Source organism: Brevibacillus sp. AG162 (assembly GCF_006715575.1).
Lineage (GTDB): Bacteria > Bacillota > Bacilli > Brevibacillales > Brevibacillaceae > Brevibacillus > Brevibacillus brevis.
In genome coordinates this window covers 246,961-261,090 of sequence record NZ_VFNO01000006.1, presented here as the reverse complement: position 1 = coordinate 261,090, position 14,130 = coordinate 246,961, and the positions used below count along the sequence as shown (strand labels likewise).

General features: G+C 50.0%; 13 protein-coding genes and 1 riboswitch. Of the genes, 8 read left to right on the top strand and 5 right to left on the bottom strand.

Annotation, left to right across the window (positions count from 1 at the left end; all coding sequences use genetic code 11):
- The first annotated feature begins 4 nt into the window (after positions 1 to 4).
- From purQ to purN, 5 genes are read left to right on the top strand one after another with little or no spacing between them, the layout of a single operon-like run.
- Positions 5 to 697, top strand: coding sequence for a phosphoribosylformylglycinamidine synthase subunit PurQ (purQ, locus tag FB479_RS19775; protein ID WP_142066446.1), 693 nt, complete (start codon positions 5 to 7; stop codon positions 695 to 697).
- Positions 678 to 2,921: a phosphoribosylformylglycinamidine synthase subunit PurL gene (gene purL / locus FB479_RS19770; RefSeq protein ID WP_142066445.1), complete on the top strand. Its 2,244-nt coding sequence runs from the start codon at positions 678 to 680 to the stop codon at positions 2,919 to 2,921. Before purQ ends, purL begins: the two co-directional genes overlap by 20 nt.
- Positions 2,906 to 4,324: an amidophosphoribosyltransferase gene (gene purF / locus FB479_RS19765; protein WP_142066444.1), complete on the top strand. Its 1,419-nt coding sequence runs from the start codon at positions 2,906 to 2,908 to the stop codon at positions 4,322 to 4,324. Before purL ends, purF begins: the two co-directional genes overlap by 16 nt.
- Before the next feature lie 30 nt (positions 4,325 to 4,354).
- On the top strand, positions 4,355 to 5,395 hold the full coding sequence (gene purM, locus FB479_RS19760) for a phosphoribosylformylglycinamidine cyclo-ligase (protein ID WP_048031069.1): 1,041 nt from the start codon (positions 4,355 to 4,357) through the stop codon (positions 5,393 to 5,395).
- Positions 5,389 to 5,997: a phosphoribosylglycinamide formyltransferase gene (gene purN, locus FB479_RS19755; RefSeq protein WP_142066443.1), complete on the top strand. Its 609-nt coding sequence runs from the start codon at positions 5,389 to 5,391 to the stop codon at positions 5,995 to 5,997. The genes purM and purN overlap by 7 nt, the downstream gene beginning before the upstream one ends.
- A 60-nt stretch (positions 5,998 to 6,057) precedes the next feature.
- On the opposite strand, the gene FB479_RS19750 is transcribed toward purN, so the two are convergent.
- Complete coding sequence (locus FB479_RS19750) at positions 6,058 to 6,993, bottom strand: magnesium transporter CorA family protein (protein ID WP_106652478.1); 936 nt, start codon at positions 6,991 to 6,993, stop codon at positions 6,058 to 6,060.
- Between the two features lie 294 nt (positions 6,994 to 7,287).
- A riboswitch (M-box (ykoK) riboswitch) is annotated at positions 7,288 to 7,456 on the bottom strand.
- A 219-nt stretch (positions 7,457 to 7,675) separates the two neighbouring features.
- On the opposite strand from FB479_RS19750, the gene FB479_RS19745 reads away from it, so the two are divergent.
- The 3 genes from FB479_RS19745 to purD all read left to right on the top strand — a co-directional run bounded on the left by FB479_RS19745 (position 7,676) and on the right by purD (position 11,138).
- The gene (locus FB479_RS19745; RefSeq protein ID WP_106652479.1) at positions 7,676 to 8,053 is read left to right on the top strand and encodes a hypothetical protein; all 378 of its coding nucleotides are present in this window, start codon (positions 7,676 to 7,678) and stop codon (positions 8,051 to 8,053) included.
- Between the two features lie 181 nt (positions 8,054 to 8,234).
- Positions 8,235 to 9,785, top strand: a complete 1,551-nt coding sequence (purH, locus tag FB479_RS19740) for a bifunctional phosphoribosylaminoimidazolecarboxamide formyltransferase/IMP cyclohydrolase (protein ID WP_142066442.1) — start codon at positions 8,235 to 8,237, stop codon at positions 9,783 to 9,785.
- Between the two features lie 78 nt (positions 9,786 to 9,863).
- Positions 9,864 to 11,138, top strand: a complete 1,275-nt coding sequence (gene purD / locus FB479_RS19735; protein WP_142066441.1) for a phosphoribosylamine--glycine ligase — start codon at positions 9,864 to 9,866, stop codon at positions 11,136 to 11,138.
- Between the two features lie 333 nt (positions 11,139 to 11,471).
- Here purD and FB479_RS19730 read toward each other — a convergent pair whose 3' ends face one another.
- The 4 genes from FB479_RS19730 to FB479_RS19720 form a co-directional block, all read right to left on the bottom strand.
- Positions 11,472 to 12,680 (bottom strand): MFS transporter, encoded by a 1,209-nt coding sequence (locus FB479_RS19730; RefSeq protein ID WP_142066440.1) that lies wholly within the window; start codon positions 12,678 to 12,680, stop codon positions 11,472 to 11,474.
- A gap of 11 nt (positions 12,681 to 12,691) precedes the next feature.
- Positions 12,692 to 13,075 carry a MarR family winged helix-turn-helix transcriptional regulator gene (locus tag FB479_RS19725; RefSeq protein ID WP_106652484.1) on the bottom strand — a complete coding sequence of 128 codons (384 nt, stop codon included), beginning with the start codon at positions 13,073 to 13,075 and terminating at the stop codon, positions 12,692 to 12,694.
- Positions 13,076 to 13,246: 171 nt separating this feature from the next.
- Entirely contained in the window at positions 13,247 to 13,381 is a 135-nt protein-coding gene (locus FB479_RS31000; RefSeq protein WP_255322517.1) for an EYxxD motif small membrane protein, read from the bottom strand.
- Between the two features lie 18 nt (positions 13,382 to 13,399).
- Positions 13,400 to 13,939: a YgaP family membrane protein gene (locus FB479_RS19720; RefSeq protein WP_106652485.1), complete on the bottom strand. Its 540-nt coding sequence runs from the start codon at positions 13,937 to 13,939 to the stop codon at positions 13,400 to 13,402.
- Positions 13,940 to 14,130 lie beyond the last annotated feature (191 nt).

Genomic DNA, 14,130 nt, shown 5'->3' with positions numbered 1-14,130 from the left:
GGATATGCGAGTAGCCGTTATCGTCTTTCCAGGCTCGAATGCCGACATTGATTTGTTTAACGCAGTTGAAGACGTAATGGGAGTGCCTGTGGATTACGTATGGCATTCCGATACGGATCTTTCCAAATATGATGCGATTCTCTTGCCAGGTGGATTCTCTTATGGAGATTATCTGCGCTGTGGTGCGGTCGCTCGTTTTTCACCCGTCATGGAGCAAGTGGTGAAGGCAGCAGAAGAAGGCAAGCTGATCATGGGAATCTGCAACGGCTTCCAGATCCTGACCGAAGTCGGGCTGTTGCCAGGAGCACTCTTGCGCAACCGTTCACTGAAATTCCGTTGCAAGCTGTCCGAATTGCGTGTGGAAAACAACGATACCTCCTTTACCCGTGATTTCACGGCAGGGGAAGTCATCCAAATTCCGATCGCGCACGGCGAAGGAAATTACTACTGTGATGAAGAAACGCTGGCGAAGCTCAAAGCGAACAATCAAATCGTTTTCCGCTATCATGGTGAGAATCCGAATGGTTCACTAGAAGACATCGCGGGCATTTGCAACGAACGTGGAAACGTACTTGGCATGATGCCTCACCCGGAGCGTGCCGTCCACTCTTGGATGACTTCCGATGACGGACGCCGCATGTTTACCTCGATTCTGAAGACTTGGAGGGAGCAGAACAGTGTCACAACTCACGCATAAAGAACCGACAGCCGAACAAATTGCCGATCAAAAACTATACAAAGAAATCGGTCTGACTGACGAAGAGTATCAGCGTGTCGTAGAGATTCTCGGCCGCAAGCCGAACTGGACGGAGACAGGTCTGTACAGCGTCATGTGGTCGGAGCACTGCTCCTACAAAAACTCCAAGCCTGTCCTGCGCCGTTTCCCGACAAAAGGACCTCGCGTTTTGCAAGGACCAGGGGAAGGTGCGGGTATTGTCGACATCGGTGACAATCAGGCGGTTGTTTTCAAAATCGAAAGCCATAACCATCCATCTGCAATCGAGCCGTACCAAGGGGCTGCGACTGGCGTGGGCGGTATCATCCGTGACGTATTTTCGATGGGCGCGCGTCCGATTGCGCTGCTCAACTCGCTTCGATTCGGGGAGCTCAAGTCTCCTCGCGTCAAATATTTGTTTGAAAATGTAGTAGCTGGTATCGCAGGCTACGGAAACTGCATCGGGATTCCGACTGTGGGTGGCGAAGTGAATTTCGACCCTACGTATGAAGGCAATCCGCTTGTCAACGCCATGTGCGTCGGCTTGATCGACCACGAAAAGATTCAAAAAGGGGTAGCGTCCGGTATCGGCAACCCTGTTATCTACGTGGGCGCAAGCACGGGGCGTGACGGTATTCACGGGGCAACCTTCGCATCCGAGGAGCTCACGGAAGAGTCGGAGAAAAAACGCCCGGCAGTACAAGTTGGCGATCCATTCATGGAAAAGCTCCTGCTGGAAGCGTGCCTGGAGCTGATCGATACGGGTATTGTTGTCGGGATTCAGGACATGGGAGCGGCTGGCTTGACGAGCTCCAGCTCCGAGATGGCGTCCAAGGCAGGGAACGGAATCGAGATGAATCTGGATCTGGTGCCACAGCGCGAAGCTGGCATGTCTGCATACGAAATGATGCTGTCTGAGTCTCAGGAGCGTATGCTCGTCGTCGTGGAAAAAGGCAAAGAGGCAGAAGCGATTGCGATTTTTGACAAATGGGGTTTGGCGTCCGCTGTCGTGGGCAAAGTAACCGAAGACAGCAAGCTGCGCCTGTTGCACCAAGGTGAAGTAGTAGCAGAGGTGCCAGTAGACAGCTTGGCAGACGACGCACCTGTGTACCATCGTCCATCTGCGGTGCCTGCTTACTACGAAGCAAACGCGAATGTAGATGTGTTGGCAGCCATCCAAGAACCGAAAGATCTGAATGTTACGCTGAAAAGCTTGCTGGCTCAGCCAACAGTGGCGAATAAAGCGTGGGTATACGAGCAATACGATCACATCGTGCGTGCAAACACAGCTGTAAAGCCTGGTTCTGACGCGGCTGTTGTGATGGTGCGCGGTACTCGCAAGGCTCTTGCCATGAGTACCGACTGCAACGGTCGCTATGTGTACCTCGATCCAAAAGTGGGCGGTGCCATTGCGGTTGCAGAATCTGCACGCAACGTCGTCTGCTCCGGTGCAGAGCCGCTGGCGATTACGGACTGCTTGAACTTCGGAAGTCCGGAAAAGCCTGAGGTGTTCTGGCAATTTGAAAAATCGTGCGAGGGCATGAGCGAGGCGTGCGTAGCACTCGATGCTCCAGTCATCGGCGGAAACGTATCTTTTTACAATGAACGCAGCGGTGACGCGATCTATCCAACCCCAACGGTGGGAATGGTCGGCTTGATCACCGATGTTGACCATATTACGACCCAGGATTTCAAAAACGAAGGCGACGCGATCATCCTGTTGGGCGAGACATTCGCTGAACTGGGCGGCAGTGAGTATCAAAAGATGGCTACGGGCAGCATTTCCGGACGTCCTCCGCAAATCGATCTGACCAAGGAAGCGGCAGTACAAAAGCTGGTTCTCACAGCGATTCGCCAAGGTCTGGTGAACTCTGCACACGATCTGTCCGAAGGTGGCCTGGGTGTCGCGCTGGCTGAATCTTGCTTCGGCAAAGGCTTCGGTGCACAGGTGGCTCTTACGTCCGAGCTGCGTGCTGACGTGCTCTTGTTCAGTGAATCTCAATCTCGTATCTTGCTCAGTGCTTCCAAAGAGCAAGCGGCGGCGATTCTCGCATTGGCAGGTGAACATGGCGTACCTGCTGAAAACATCGGTACGGTCGGCGGCGATCGTCTGGTAGTGAACGTGAACGGTACAGAAGCGATCAACGCTTCGACTCAAGAGGTGAAAGCAGCCTGGAAGGATGCGATTCCATGTTTGATCGGCTAATCTGGGACAAATTGAATGAAGAATGCGGCGTCTTTGGCATCTACAACCACAAAGAAGCATCCCAATTGACCTACCTGGGTCTGCATGCCCTTCAGCATCGTGGTCAGGAGAGCGCAGGCATCTGCGCCTCCGACGGCGAGAAATGGTATAAGCACCGCGGAATGGGTCTCGTGTCAGAGGCTTTTGGCAAGGGCGATTTGGAGAAGTTCAGCGGTCATATTGCGATTGGTCATACCCGTTATACGACTGCTGGTTCGAGCAAGATTGAAAATGCCCAACCACTCTTCTTCCGCTATGCACAAGGCAGCATGGCAGTTGCCCATAACGGGAATCTCGTGAATGCCGCCGTGCTTAGAAAAGAGCTGGAAGCAAAAGGATCTATTTTCCAGACGACCAGTGACACAGAAGTGATCGCGCATCTGATCGCCCGCTCTGAGAGCAAGGATTTGCCGGGAGCGGTAAAGGACGCTCTGCAATACATCAAAGGAGCGTATGCACTTCTCGTCATGAACGAGAAGCAGCTCGTGATTGCTCTTGATCCGAATGGCTTGCGTCCGCTGTCATTGGGACGACTCGGAGATGCGATCACTGTCGCATCCGAGACTTGTGCGTTCGATATCATTGGCGCGCAGTATTGGCGTGACGTGCAGCCGGGCGAGCTGATCGTCATCGACAAGGATGGCATTACCGAAAGCAAGTTTACGGAAACAACACAGCGTTCGATTTGTACGTTTGAATACATTTATTTTGCCCGACCAGACAGTGACATCGACGGAATCAACGTCCACATGGCGCGCAAACGTCTGGGCAAGCAACTGGCATTGGAATCCGCGATTGTTGCTGATGTCGTCACAGGTGTACCGGATTCCAGTATCTCTGCTGCTATCGGATTTGCAGAAGCGACAGGAATTCCGTATGAAATCGGCTTGATCAAAAACCGCTATGTCGGACGTACCTTCATTCAGCCGAGTCAGGAGCTGCGCGAGCGCGCTGTCTATCTCAAGCTGTCTGCGGTTCGCAAAGTAGTAGAAGGCAAGCGCGTCGTCATGATTGACGACTCCATTGTCCGCGGTACGACGAGTAATCGAATCGTCCGCATGCTGCGTGAGGCTGGCGCCAAAGAAGTGCATGTGCGTATCAGCTCTCCGCCCGTTATGAATTCTTGCTTTTACGGCATCGACACCTCGTCGCGTGAGGAACTGATTGCGGCGACCAAATCCGTAGAGGAAATTCGTCAAATCATTGAGGCTGATTCGCTGTCGTTCTTGTCTGTTGAAGGAATGATCGATGCGATTGGCCGCACCGATTCGGCTCCCAATAGAGGACACTGCCTCGCATGCTTTAACGGAGAATATCCGACAGAGATTGAGTTCGAAGAAGCGCTACCTGCGCTCAAATGCTAATACAAGCACCTCTTGCTAGGGGGAGAAACGATGAGTGAAGCATATAAACAAGCTGGCGTAGACATCGATGCGGGCAACGAAGCCGTCGAACGCATGAAAAAGCACGTCAAACGAACCTTCCGCCCGGAAGTTATGACGGATTTGGGCGGGTTCGGAGCACTGTTTCGCCTGGATACCAAAAAATACGAGAAACCGATTCTTGTTTCCGGCACAGATGGAGTAGGAACCAAGCTGAAGCTCGCTTTTGCCATGGACAAACACGATACAATCGGCATCGATGCTGTCGCCATGTGCGTCAATGACGTTGTGGTTCAAGGGGCAGAGCCGCTCTTTTTCCTCGATTATCTGGCAGTAGACAAGGTCATTCCGGAAAAAATTGAAGCGATTGTCAAAGGGATCGCGGAAGGCTGCTCCCAGTCCGGCTGCTCTCTGATTGGCGGGGAGACTGCCGAAATGCCTGGCATGTACGCAGAAGGCGAATACGACATCGCGGGCTTTACCGTAGGTGTGGTGGACGAGAGCAAAATGATTACAGGAGCGTCCGTGGCGGCAGGCGATGTACTGATCGGTCTGGCTTCCAGCGGCGTGCACAGCAACGGCTTCTCGCTCGTTCGCAAGGTTCTTTTGGCAGACAAAGGCATGTCCCTGCATGATCATGTTGATGGATTGGGCAAAAAGCTCGGCGAAGAGCTGCTGACACCGACCCGCATTTATGTAAAGCAAGTGTTATCCGTTCTGGAGTCCCATGAAGTGAAAGCTCTGGCACACATCACAGGTGGCGGCTTTACTGAAAACATTCCGCGCGTACTTCCAGAAGGAATGCAGGCTGTGATCAACGTTGGTTCCTGGCCGGTGCTGCCGATCTTCGAGCTGGTACAAGAGGCTGGTAACATCTCTTATCCGGATATGTACAAAACGTTCAACATGGGCATTGGCATGATGCTCGTCGTGAAGCCGGAAGACGCAGTGAGTGTTATGGAAAAGCTGCAAGAGCTGGGAGAACAGGCGTATTTGATCGGACATATTCAAGCGGGAGAGCGCAAAGTCGTATACAACGGGGTGGAATGGTGAGAAAGCTGGCCATTTTCGCCTCAGGCAGCGGCTCCAACTTTGAAGCGATCGTGCAGGCTGTACAGGAAGGCAAGCTCACAGGTGTAGAAGTTGCCTTGCTCGTGTGCGACAAGCCCGGCGCCAAGGTTTTGGAACGGGCAGAGCGTTTAGGGATCGACGCCTTTGTTTTTCAACCGAAGGAGTATGCAGACAAGGCTGCTTTTGAGCAGGAAATAGTGGCGCAGCTCCAAAAACGCGATATATCGCTGGTTGTGCTGGCAGGCTACATGCGGTTGGTGGGCGACACCCTTTTGTCATCCTACGAAGGAAAAATCATCAATCTGCATCCATCGCTTTTGCCTGCTTTCCCAGGAAAAGACGCGATTGGTCAGGCACTCGCATACGGGGTAAAGATAACGGGGGTAACGGTACATCTGGTTGATGCTGGCCTGGATACAGGGCCGATCATTGCCCAGATTCCCGTAGCAGTGCAAGAAGCAGATACAGCTGAGACTTTGGCGGCTCGCATCCATGCCGTGGAGCATGAGCTTTTGGTGAAGGTCATTGGCCTTTTGGTGGACGAAAGAGTAAAGCTTGAGGGACGGCTTGTCCAGCTGACGTAAACCGAGAGAATAAGAAGAAACCGACATCCATTTCTGATGTCGGTTTTTTTGCAATCGGTTTTAGAAATATTTTTTCCTCCAAAAAAGGAGGGCTGTTACTGAGGTAATGGTGGTGCACATGATCATAATGATCGTAAATGCGTATGGATGATCCTGAAAAGGAAGCGCGACGTTCATCCCGTAAAAGGTGCCGATCACCATAGGTAATGTGATAACGATGGTAATGGCGGTCAACAGCTTTAATACGCGATTCAGATTGTTGGAGATGACAGAGCCAAAGCCATTCATGATGTTCCCTAAAATGGCCGTATAGATTTCCGTCATTTTGATAGCCTGCTTGGTTTCGATTTTTACTTCTTCCAGCAGCTCCTTATCTTCTTCGTACATTTTCAAATAACTGCCGCTCCGAAGCAGGGAGATCAACAGACTGTTCGTTTCCAGGGAAGTCGAAAAATAAACGAGGCTTTTCTGCAATTCAAGCAAGGTAAGCAGTTCATTGTTTTTCGTCGATTGTCGCAACGATTTTTCCAGCATTTCTGTCTGTTTGTTGATTTTTTTCAAGTACTGCAAATAATAGTGGGATGCATTTGATAAAATTTGCAGAACGAACCGGTTTCGCATGTGCGTGTGAAAGCTTTTCACTTTTCCTTGGACGAACTCATTCATGACAGCCGTTTCTACCAGGCAAACGGTTAAGATATAATCTTCCATCACCATGATTCCCAGCGGAACCGTCGTGTAGTTGTCCTTCGTCCCTTCCTTCGTGGAGATCGGGATGTCCACGTAGAGCATCACGCGGTTGCCGTCCTTATCGATCCGTCCTATTTCTTCGTCATCAAGGGCATCCTGCAAAAAATGAAGGTCAATCGACAACTCCCTGACGACTTGTTGCTTTTCTTGCTCAGAAGGATCGGTCAGATGGATCCAGCAGCCTTTTTCAAATTGATGCCGTTCTTCTATTTTTCCCATGGCATTCGTTTTGTAAATGTTCAACATGGTTTTTTCATCCTTTCGCAAATAAGGATCGGAGGGATACGACCATGTTGCGCAAGCATGTCTACTTAAACATACTTACATACACTCGTCCCATAAAAAGGGAGAATGTCAAATAAGGTATGGGGAACATGCCGCAGCGCCACAAGGCCGGAAAATTCTCCGTACACAATACTGATTGCAGTTATTCATTCGGCAACTTGGACTACTGTCCATAAAAACGTTCCCCCCTTTCGATAATAAAAACCCTCTAGCGGGAATCTAGAGGGTTAGAAAAGTGCACAAAATAACACCACTTTTTCTCCCCCTGCAAGAGCTTTGGCACTATACAACGTAAAGGAAACATTCCTTAGCCACCTTAAGAAAAGCCTTAATTCGGCAGTTCCTGTTCTACCCATTGGCATCTTTCGATATTTCCGGGCAGTGGCCTATGTTTGTATAGGAGCCTCACCTAACGAGGATGAATGATTGACTTTGTCATCTTATTCCTGTCACCAGTATTTGTCAATCATGTTTTCTCGTCCTACATGCATGTTATTCATGTCCTTTCATACGGTGTCGGCTTCTAACTATGACCGACTCACCCTATTTTGCTGCAATTCTTCTTCCGCGAATCATGACAAACCAAATCAACTCTTGTGACATACAGTAAGAGAGGGATATTCCCACAAAGGGAGGGGCAGACTTGAGCGGAGATTTTGTTTCGAACTTGCTCGATAAGCTAAGCCAAAAAACAGGGCGGCAATGGACGCTTAACGATATTATGAAGCTAGCGGAAAAAATGCCGAAGGGCGGAGCGAACGTAGATTCACTGCTCGATGAGCTGGGCAACATGGGATTCGAGGTGCCAGAGGAGACGAAAGAGCGCGTCAGGGATCGTGTAAAGGACGGCCAATCCATCTCCATGGAAGAGTTAGGGAATTTAATGCCCAAAGAAGTAAAGGCGAAGAGCCGCAAGTCGAAGAAGCCGATCAAGCCAATCAGGGCGACTGCCAAAAGCAAATCAGCCCCGCTGTCAGATCGCATCAAAAAGCTATCAGGCAAAGGCAAGAAAAAACGATAACTTCATCAAAGCAAATGCAGGTGTATGCAGTCGCAAGTGCCGAACAGGCATGGGCGGCTGCGTTTGTTTTTCTGACGAAGTTATTGATAATAGCGTACGATTATTTTATAATAGATAAGTAATGTTCGTGTTTTGGTCAATAGTTACTCATGTTTTCACTAAAATTCAGGAGGTTCTATCCGTGAGTGTGAAAAAAGCGTTGATCAGCGTTTCTGACAAGACAGGATTGATTCCGTTTGCCCGTCGATTGGTAGCCGCCGGGGTACAGATCATTTCTACCGGGGGTACGGCTTCTCTTTTAAAAGCAGAGGGAGTTCCCGTCATTGGCATTTCTGAAGTGACTGGATTTCCAGAAATTTTGGACGGTCGCGTCAAAACGTTGCATCCCAATATCCACAGCGGCCTCTTGGCTGTAAGGGACAGTGAAGCACATGTGCAGCAACTAAAAGACCTTGGGATTGAAACCATTGATCTGGTTGTCGTGAACCTGTATCCTTTCAAGGAAACGATCGCGAAGCCAGACGTGACATATGAAGATGCCATTGAGAATATTGATATTGGTGGACCAACGATGCTGCGTTCTGCTGCGAAAAATCACGCGTTCGTCAGTGTAGTGGTCGATGCAGCCGATTATGAAAAAGTAGCAGAAGAAATTGAAGCAAATGGCGATACTACGCTAGAAACCCGTCGCAAGCTGGCTGCAAAAGTTTTCCGTCATACAGCCGCCTATGATGCCTTGATCTCTCGCTATTTGAGTGAGCAGGTGGGCGAACTGTTGCCTGAGAGCTACACGGTGACTTACGAGAAAGCACAGGATTTACGCTACGGGGAAAATCCACATCAACGTGCGGCATTTTACCGTGAGCCGTTATCGGATCAGTTGAGCATCGGGAATGCGAGTCAACTGCAAGGAAAAGAGCTTTCCTATAACAACATCAATGACGCAGATGCAGCGCTGGCGATTGTACGTGAATTCGCTGAACCTGCTGTCGTTGCGATCAAGCACTCCAACCCTTGTGGAGTAGGGATCGGCACTGATATTCGCGCCGCTTACCAAAAAGCGTATGAAGCAGACCCTGTCTCTATTTTCGGTGGGATCGTGGCAGCAAACCGCCCGATTGACCGTGACACTGCACTCGCAATGAAAGAGATTTTCTTGGAAATTATTATCGCACCAGACTTCACCGAAGAGGCATTGGCGGTTCTGGCTGAGAAAAAGAACCTGCGTCTCTTGCATATTCCTGCGCTGAATGAACCAGGCAAAAAAGTGGACAATCTGTTCCGCGTGGCTCCGGTTGCAGGCGGTGCGCTCATTCAAGACTTCGACTACAAGCAGCTCGAAGAAAACGAGATTCAAGTGGTCACAGACCGCAAGCCTTCGGAAGAGGAACTGGCACAGTTGAAATTCGCCTGGAAGGTCGTCAAGCACGTCAAATCGAATGCGATTCTCTTGGCAAAAGACAATATGACCATCGGCGTGGGTGCAGGCCAGATGAACCGCGTTGGGGCAGCGAAAATCGCCATCGAGCAGGCAGGTGCATTGGCAAGTGGCGCGGTTATGGCCTCGGATGCGTTTTTCCCGATGGGAGATACCGTGGAAGAGGCAGCCAAAGCAGGGATTACCGCTATCATTCAGCCAGGCGGCTCCATTCGCGACCAAGAATCGATTGATGCTTGCAACCGAGCGGGCATCGCGATGATCTTTACCGGCACTCGTCATTTCAAGCACTAAAAGAGGCTATTCGGAGTAACGTTCGCTTTTTTAACACGTACTAAAGAGTGGATTACCTCTCACACAGGAGGAAATACGATGAAAATATTAGTGGTCGGCGGCGGCGGTCGAGAACACACGATTGCCTGGAAGCTGTTGCAGAGCTCTAAAGTAACCAAGGTATACTGTGCGCCAGGAAATGGGGGCACAGCCCAAATCGCTCAAAACGTACCGATTGGTGTTCATGATTTTGCTGCACTGGCTCAATTCGTCAAAGATGAGGGAATTGATCTGACTGTCGTTGGCCCGGAAGATCCTTTGCTGGCGGGGATTGTGGACTTTTTCCAGGAGCGCAATCTGCCGATCTATGGCCCGAATCAAAAAGCGGCAATGATCGAGGGCAGCAAGTCTTTTGCGAAAAGTCTAATGAAACGCTACGAGATTCCGACGTCTGCCTATGAATCGTTCCTGGATTACGAATCGGCGAGTGCGTACGTGAGAGAGCAGGGAGCTCCTATCGTTGTCAAAGCGGACGGCTTGGCAGCGGGGAAAGGAGTCGTTGTCGCAGAGACGGTGGAGGAAGCGGAAGAGGCACTCCGTCAAATCATGCAGGAAAGCGTCTTTGGAGAAGCAGGGGCGCGCGTGGTCATTGAGGAGTGTATGTTCGGCGAGGAGCTGTCGCTGCTGTCTTTCGTCGATGGAGAGACGGTTAAGCCGATGATTACCTCCCAGGATCATAAGCGAATTTTCAATAATGACCGCGGTCCCAATACAGGCGGCATGGGAACATACGCCCCGGTACCGCAAATGTCTGCTGAGCTGGTAGACGAGATCGTCAAAACGATTGTCCAGCCGATGGCATCAGGGATGGCTAAGGATGGCATTCCGTTCAAAGGCATTCTCTACACAGGTCTGATGATTACGGAGCAAGGACCAAAAGTCGTGGAGTTCAATGCGCGTTTTGGCGATCCAGAGACACAGGTGCTCTTGCCGTTGCTCGAAACAGATTTGCTCGATATTTTTGTCGGAACGGTCAATGGCGAGCTCGATGCAGTCGATGTGACATGGCAAAAAGGAAGTGCTGTTTGTGTCGTCATGGCAGCGCCGGGTTATCCGGGAGAATATCCAAAGGGTTCGTTGATCCAGGGACTGGGTCAGGCAAACGAGGGAGCTACGGTGTTTCATGCAGGTACGAAGGAAACCGAGGAAGGCATCGTGACGAGCGGTGGCCGTGTGCTTGGCGTTGTGGCAACAGGAGCAGATTTGGCGCAGGCGCGTGAGACAGCGTATGCGAAGGTCCAAGGGATCTCGTTTGATGGGGCGCAGTATCGCACGGATATTGCAGCACGAGCGATGAAGTATCAGCAGAAGTGATAAAAAAGAACAAGCTGTTCCTTCAGTAGAGATATCTACTTGGGGAACAGCTTTTTTACATGTGCGGGAGCTGTGCTCAATAAAAAATAGCATTATCATGAATAAAACTATTCCTTACAAAAGGATTCGTTTTATTTGTATAATGCCAATAATAGTAAAATTTTAGGGGGTAGGGGTATTTATGGGGAGTATAGGTTACCCTGGTCTTATCGTTATGGTAGTTTTAGTAATTGTTTCTGCAGTAATCGTATATAGCTTAACAGCACCGAAGAAAAGAAAGAGGCGCTAAAAGGCGTCTAATTCTACGGGGTTCAATCTTTATCGTGTCTTCTGTTACACACCAACGTTTTCACTCGCAACCGCCGCCTTTTTCGCTTTGGCCGCAGCCAGCTGCGAAAGGAAATAAACGATGAGGAACAGCAGCAAGCACGCTGCCGACCAGCGGTACATGACAGAGTAGCTCGAATGTGTCGCAATGACACCGAGGAGCACAGAGCCGACCGCGATCCCCAAATCGATGGAATTAAAGAACAGTCCGTTCGCCATGCCGCGTTGCTCAGGTGTGACGACCTTCACCATCCACGCCTGGATAGATGGCTGAATCATGCCATAGCCAAGCCCGTAGAAGGCAGCAGAGACGAGAAGCAAGGACTCTGTCGTTGTTAGGGACAGGAGCAAGAGGCTGATCCCGACGAAAATCGCACCGGGAGGCAGGACGGCAATGTGCCCTTTGCGATCGTACAGCTTGCCGGAAAACGGACGAATCAACACCATCGCCAGTGCATTTGCAAGGAAAAACCAGCCGACATTCTCAATGTGGGCTTCTTTCCCGTACAAGGCCAAAAAGCTGAGAATTCCGCCATACGTAATAGACAAACAAAAATTCAGTCCTGCTGGAAGCAGCAGCTTTTTATCATAAAAACGGCGAATGCCTGTGACCGTTTGTGCGTTCCCGGACGACACAGGAAGCTGATTGTAGGCGCGGATAAAATGCATTAACGGAAAAATAATGGCAACCAGCAACACGAGAACTATGAGCATCGATCCGAATCCAAACCAATTCAATAGGCCAAGTCCAATCAACGGGCCGAGTGCCATTGCCAAGCTGGTCGATAAGCCGAAATACCCCATGCCTTCACCGATCCGTTTGGCAGGAATCACATTGGAAACAATCGTCGGAAAGGTCGTGCTGCCCATTCCAAAACCGATGCCGACCAAGATTCGCAACAGAAGAAAGAAAACAATGCTTCCTGCCCAGTAATAGCCTGCGCTAAATATCGCGACGAATCCAAGTGCTACAATCGCCAAGATCTTACTGCTTTTCGTTTTCAATGCTTCCCCGGTAAACACCCTTGCGATCACTGCTGCAAGTGAAAACAAGCTAATGACCAGGCTGACGACAAAATCATTGGCCTGATACGCTTCCTTCACATAGGCAGGGAATGTAGGTGTCTGCATTTGCACAGTGAGAAACAACAACAAATTGCATACAGTTAACAGGACAAAATCTCTCGTCCACAGTCTCTCTCTACTCTCTCCCAATGCTGTCACTCCTAGTCCGTCGTTTTTCTATTGATGTTCTCGTTAATCTCCAGCAAGATTTCTCGCAAGAAGACCAGCTTTTCAGGAGATATCCCTTCCAGAATGTCTGCAACGGCACGAGCCTCTACAGGAATCGCCTGCTCAATCCATTCCCGTCCTTTCGGGGAAAGGGTAATGATGTAGGCGCGTCGGTCTTGTTCGCTCAAAGTCTTTTCGATAAAGCCTTTTTTGGCGAGTGTGTCCAAAATGCGTGTCATGGAAGGCTGATCCTTGGCAGAGCGCTGGGCCAGCTCTTTTTGATTGATGCCCTCTTCTTCTCGTAGCCGATACAGGACGGCAAACTGCTCCGTGGTCAAATCAAAATCCTTTAAAAAAAGGGAAACATAATGAATCATTCTCCGGTATGTATTTCCGATAAGAAATCCAACCGGTTCTTTTTGCCAATGATCGATCAGGGGAATGACCCTCTTTCGTTCAAAAATACTTGCAATGACAATTATATGTATAACAATTATTTTTGTAAATGGAAAAAACCGCCCAATTACAGGCGGTTGGTTGCTGTTCCTTTACTGACGATATCTCCCTCTTTTTCGCGAGGTGCGAAAGAAGTAATAACCCATTACGCCGATGACGCCAATGATCGTGGCAATGACAAAAAAGTTATGCGACATCCATTCATACATCTGGGGGCCGACAAGCATATGCAGTGCCTCCTCTCCTTACTTGTACGTGGGGTAGCGAGTGTTGCTGTTGTTATTTTCTTGGGAGCGAAAAGAGATGAACTCCCTTGCGGCCGTTTCGAGAAGTTGATCCTCGGGGGTAAGCTTCGCCTTTTGCTGATTGTCGATTGGTTGTTTCTCCTGGTTCGCTGAGAATTGTGGGCTTGCAGAATACTGTATGTTTGCCTTATTCGTTGGCGCTGGAGTGTTGCTCGCATCATCTTGGATGGTGTCTGAGCCTTTGATAGGGGCAATATTCATGGAGCGGGTAAACTGGTTGACCGCCATCTCCACGCCTTTTTTCTTGAGCTGGTCCATCATGCCCTGCATGCCAACTCCTTTTGCAGAATTAATGCCCAGTGCGGCGAATGTGGGACAAAAACGCGTCACCCCTTCTGCTACCCTCATTGCGGAGAACCCCATTAAAAACCAAGGAGTCTTATAGGGGCGGCGGCTCATTTTTCCGATACCGTATGCCAAGCCTAACAAACCGCCGGTAATGCGAAGCATGGCATCAGTCGTACCTACGTTTCTTTGCATGAGATATACCCTCCTGTCGCAATTACATCTATTCCATAGTGTGTAGTAAAGGGGGACAAGAGACCCGTGGGAATTGTTACTACCAACTGCACAGCTTGCAGGGGAATGATTGAGGGGCGGCGAAGCTGTAGAAAGCGATGAACGACCGTTCATTTTTAAAAAAACATCGGCAGACCAGCAAGGAGAGGGAG

Excerpts from the sequence above, each read along its gene's own strand:
- FB479_RS31000 (WP_255322517.1), bottom strand. The coding sequence starts at position 13,381 with ATGCTTGTCGGCCCCCAGATGTATGAATGGATGTCGCATAACTTTTTT.
- purN (WP_142066443.1), top strand. The coding sequence starts at position 5,389 with ATGGTGAGAAAGCTGGCCATTTTCGCCTCAGGCAGCGGCTCCAACTTT.
- FB479_RS19725 (WP_106652484.1), bottom strand. The coding sequence starts at position 13,075 with ATGATTCATTATGTTTCCCTTTTTTTAAAGGATTTTGATTTGACCACG.
- purF (WP_142066444.1), top strand. The coding sequence starts at position 2,906 with ATGTTTGATCGGCTAATCTGGGACAAATTGAATGAAGAATGCGGCGTC.
- purM (WP_048031069.1), top strand. The coding sequence starts at position 4,355 with ATGAGTGAAGCATATAAACAAGCTGGCGTAGACATCGATGCGGGCAAC.
- purQ (WP_142066446.1), top strand. The coding sequence starts at position 5 with ATGCGAGTAGCCGTTATCGTCTTTCCAGGCTCGAATGCCGACATTGAT.
- purD (WP_142066441.1), top strand. The coding sequence starts at position 9,864 with ATGAAAATATTAGTGGTCGGCGGCGGCGGTCGAGAACACACGATTGCC.
- FB479_RS19720 (WP_106652485.1), bottom strand. The coding sequence starts at position 13,939 with ATGCAAAGAAACGTAGGTACGACTGATGCCATGCTTCGCATTACCGGC.
- FB479_RS19750 (WP_106652478.1), bottom strand. The coding sequence starts at position 6,993 with ATGTTGAACATTTACAAAACGAATGCCATGGGAAAAATAGAAGAACGG.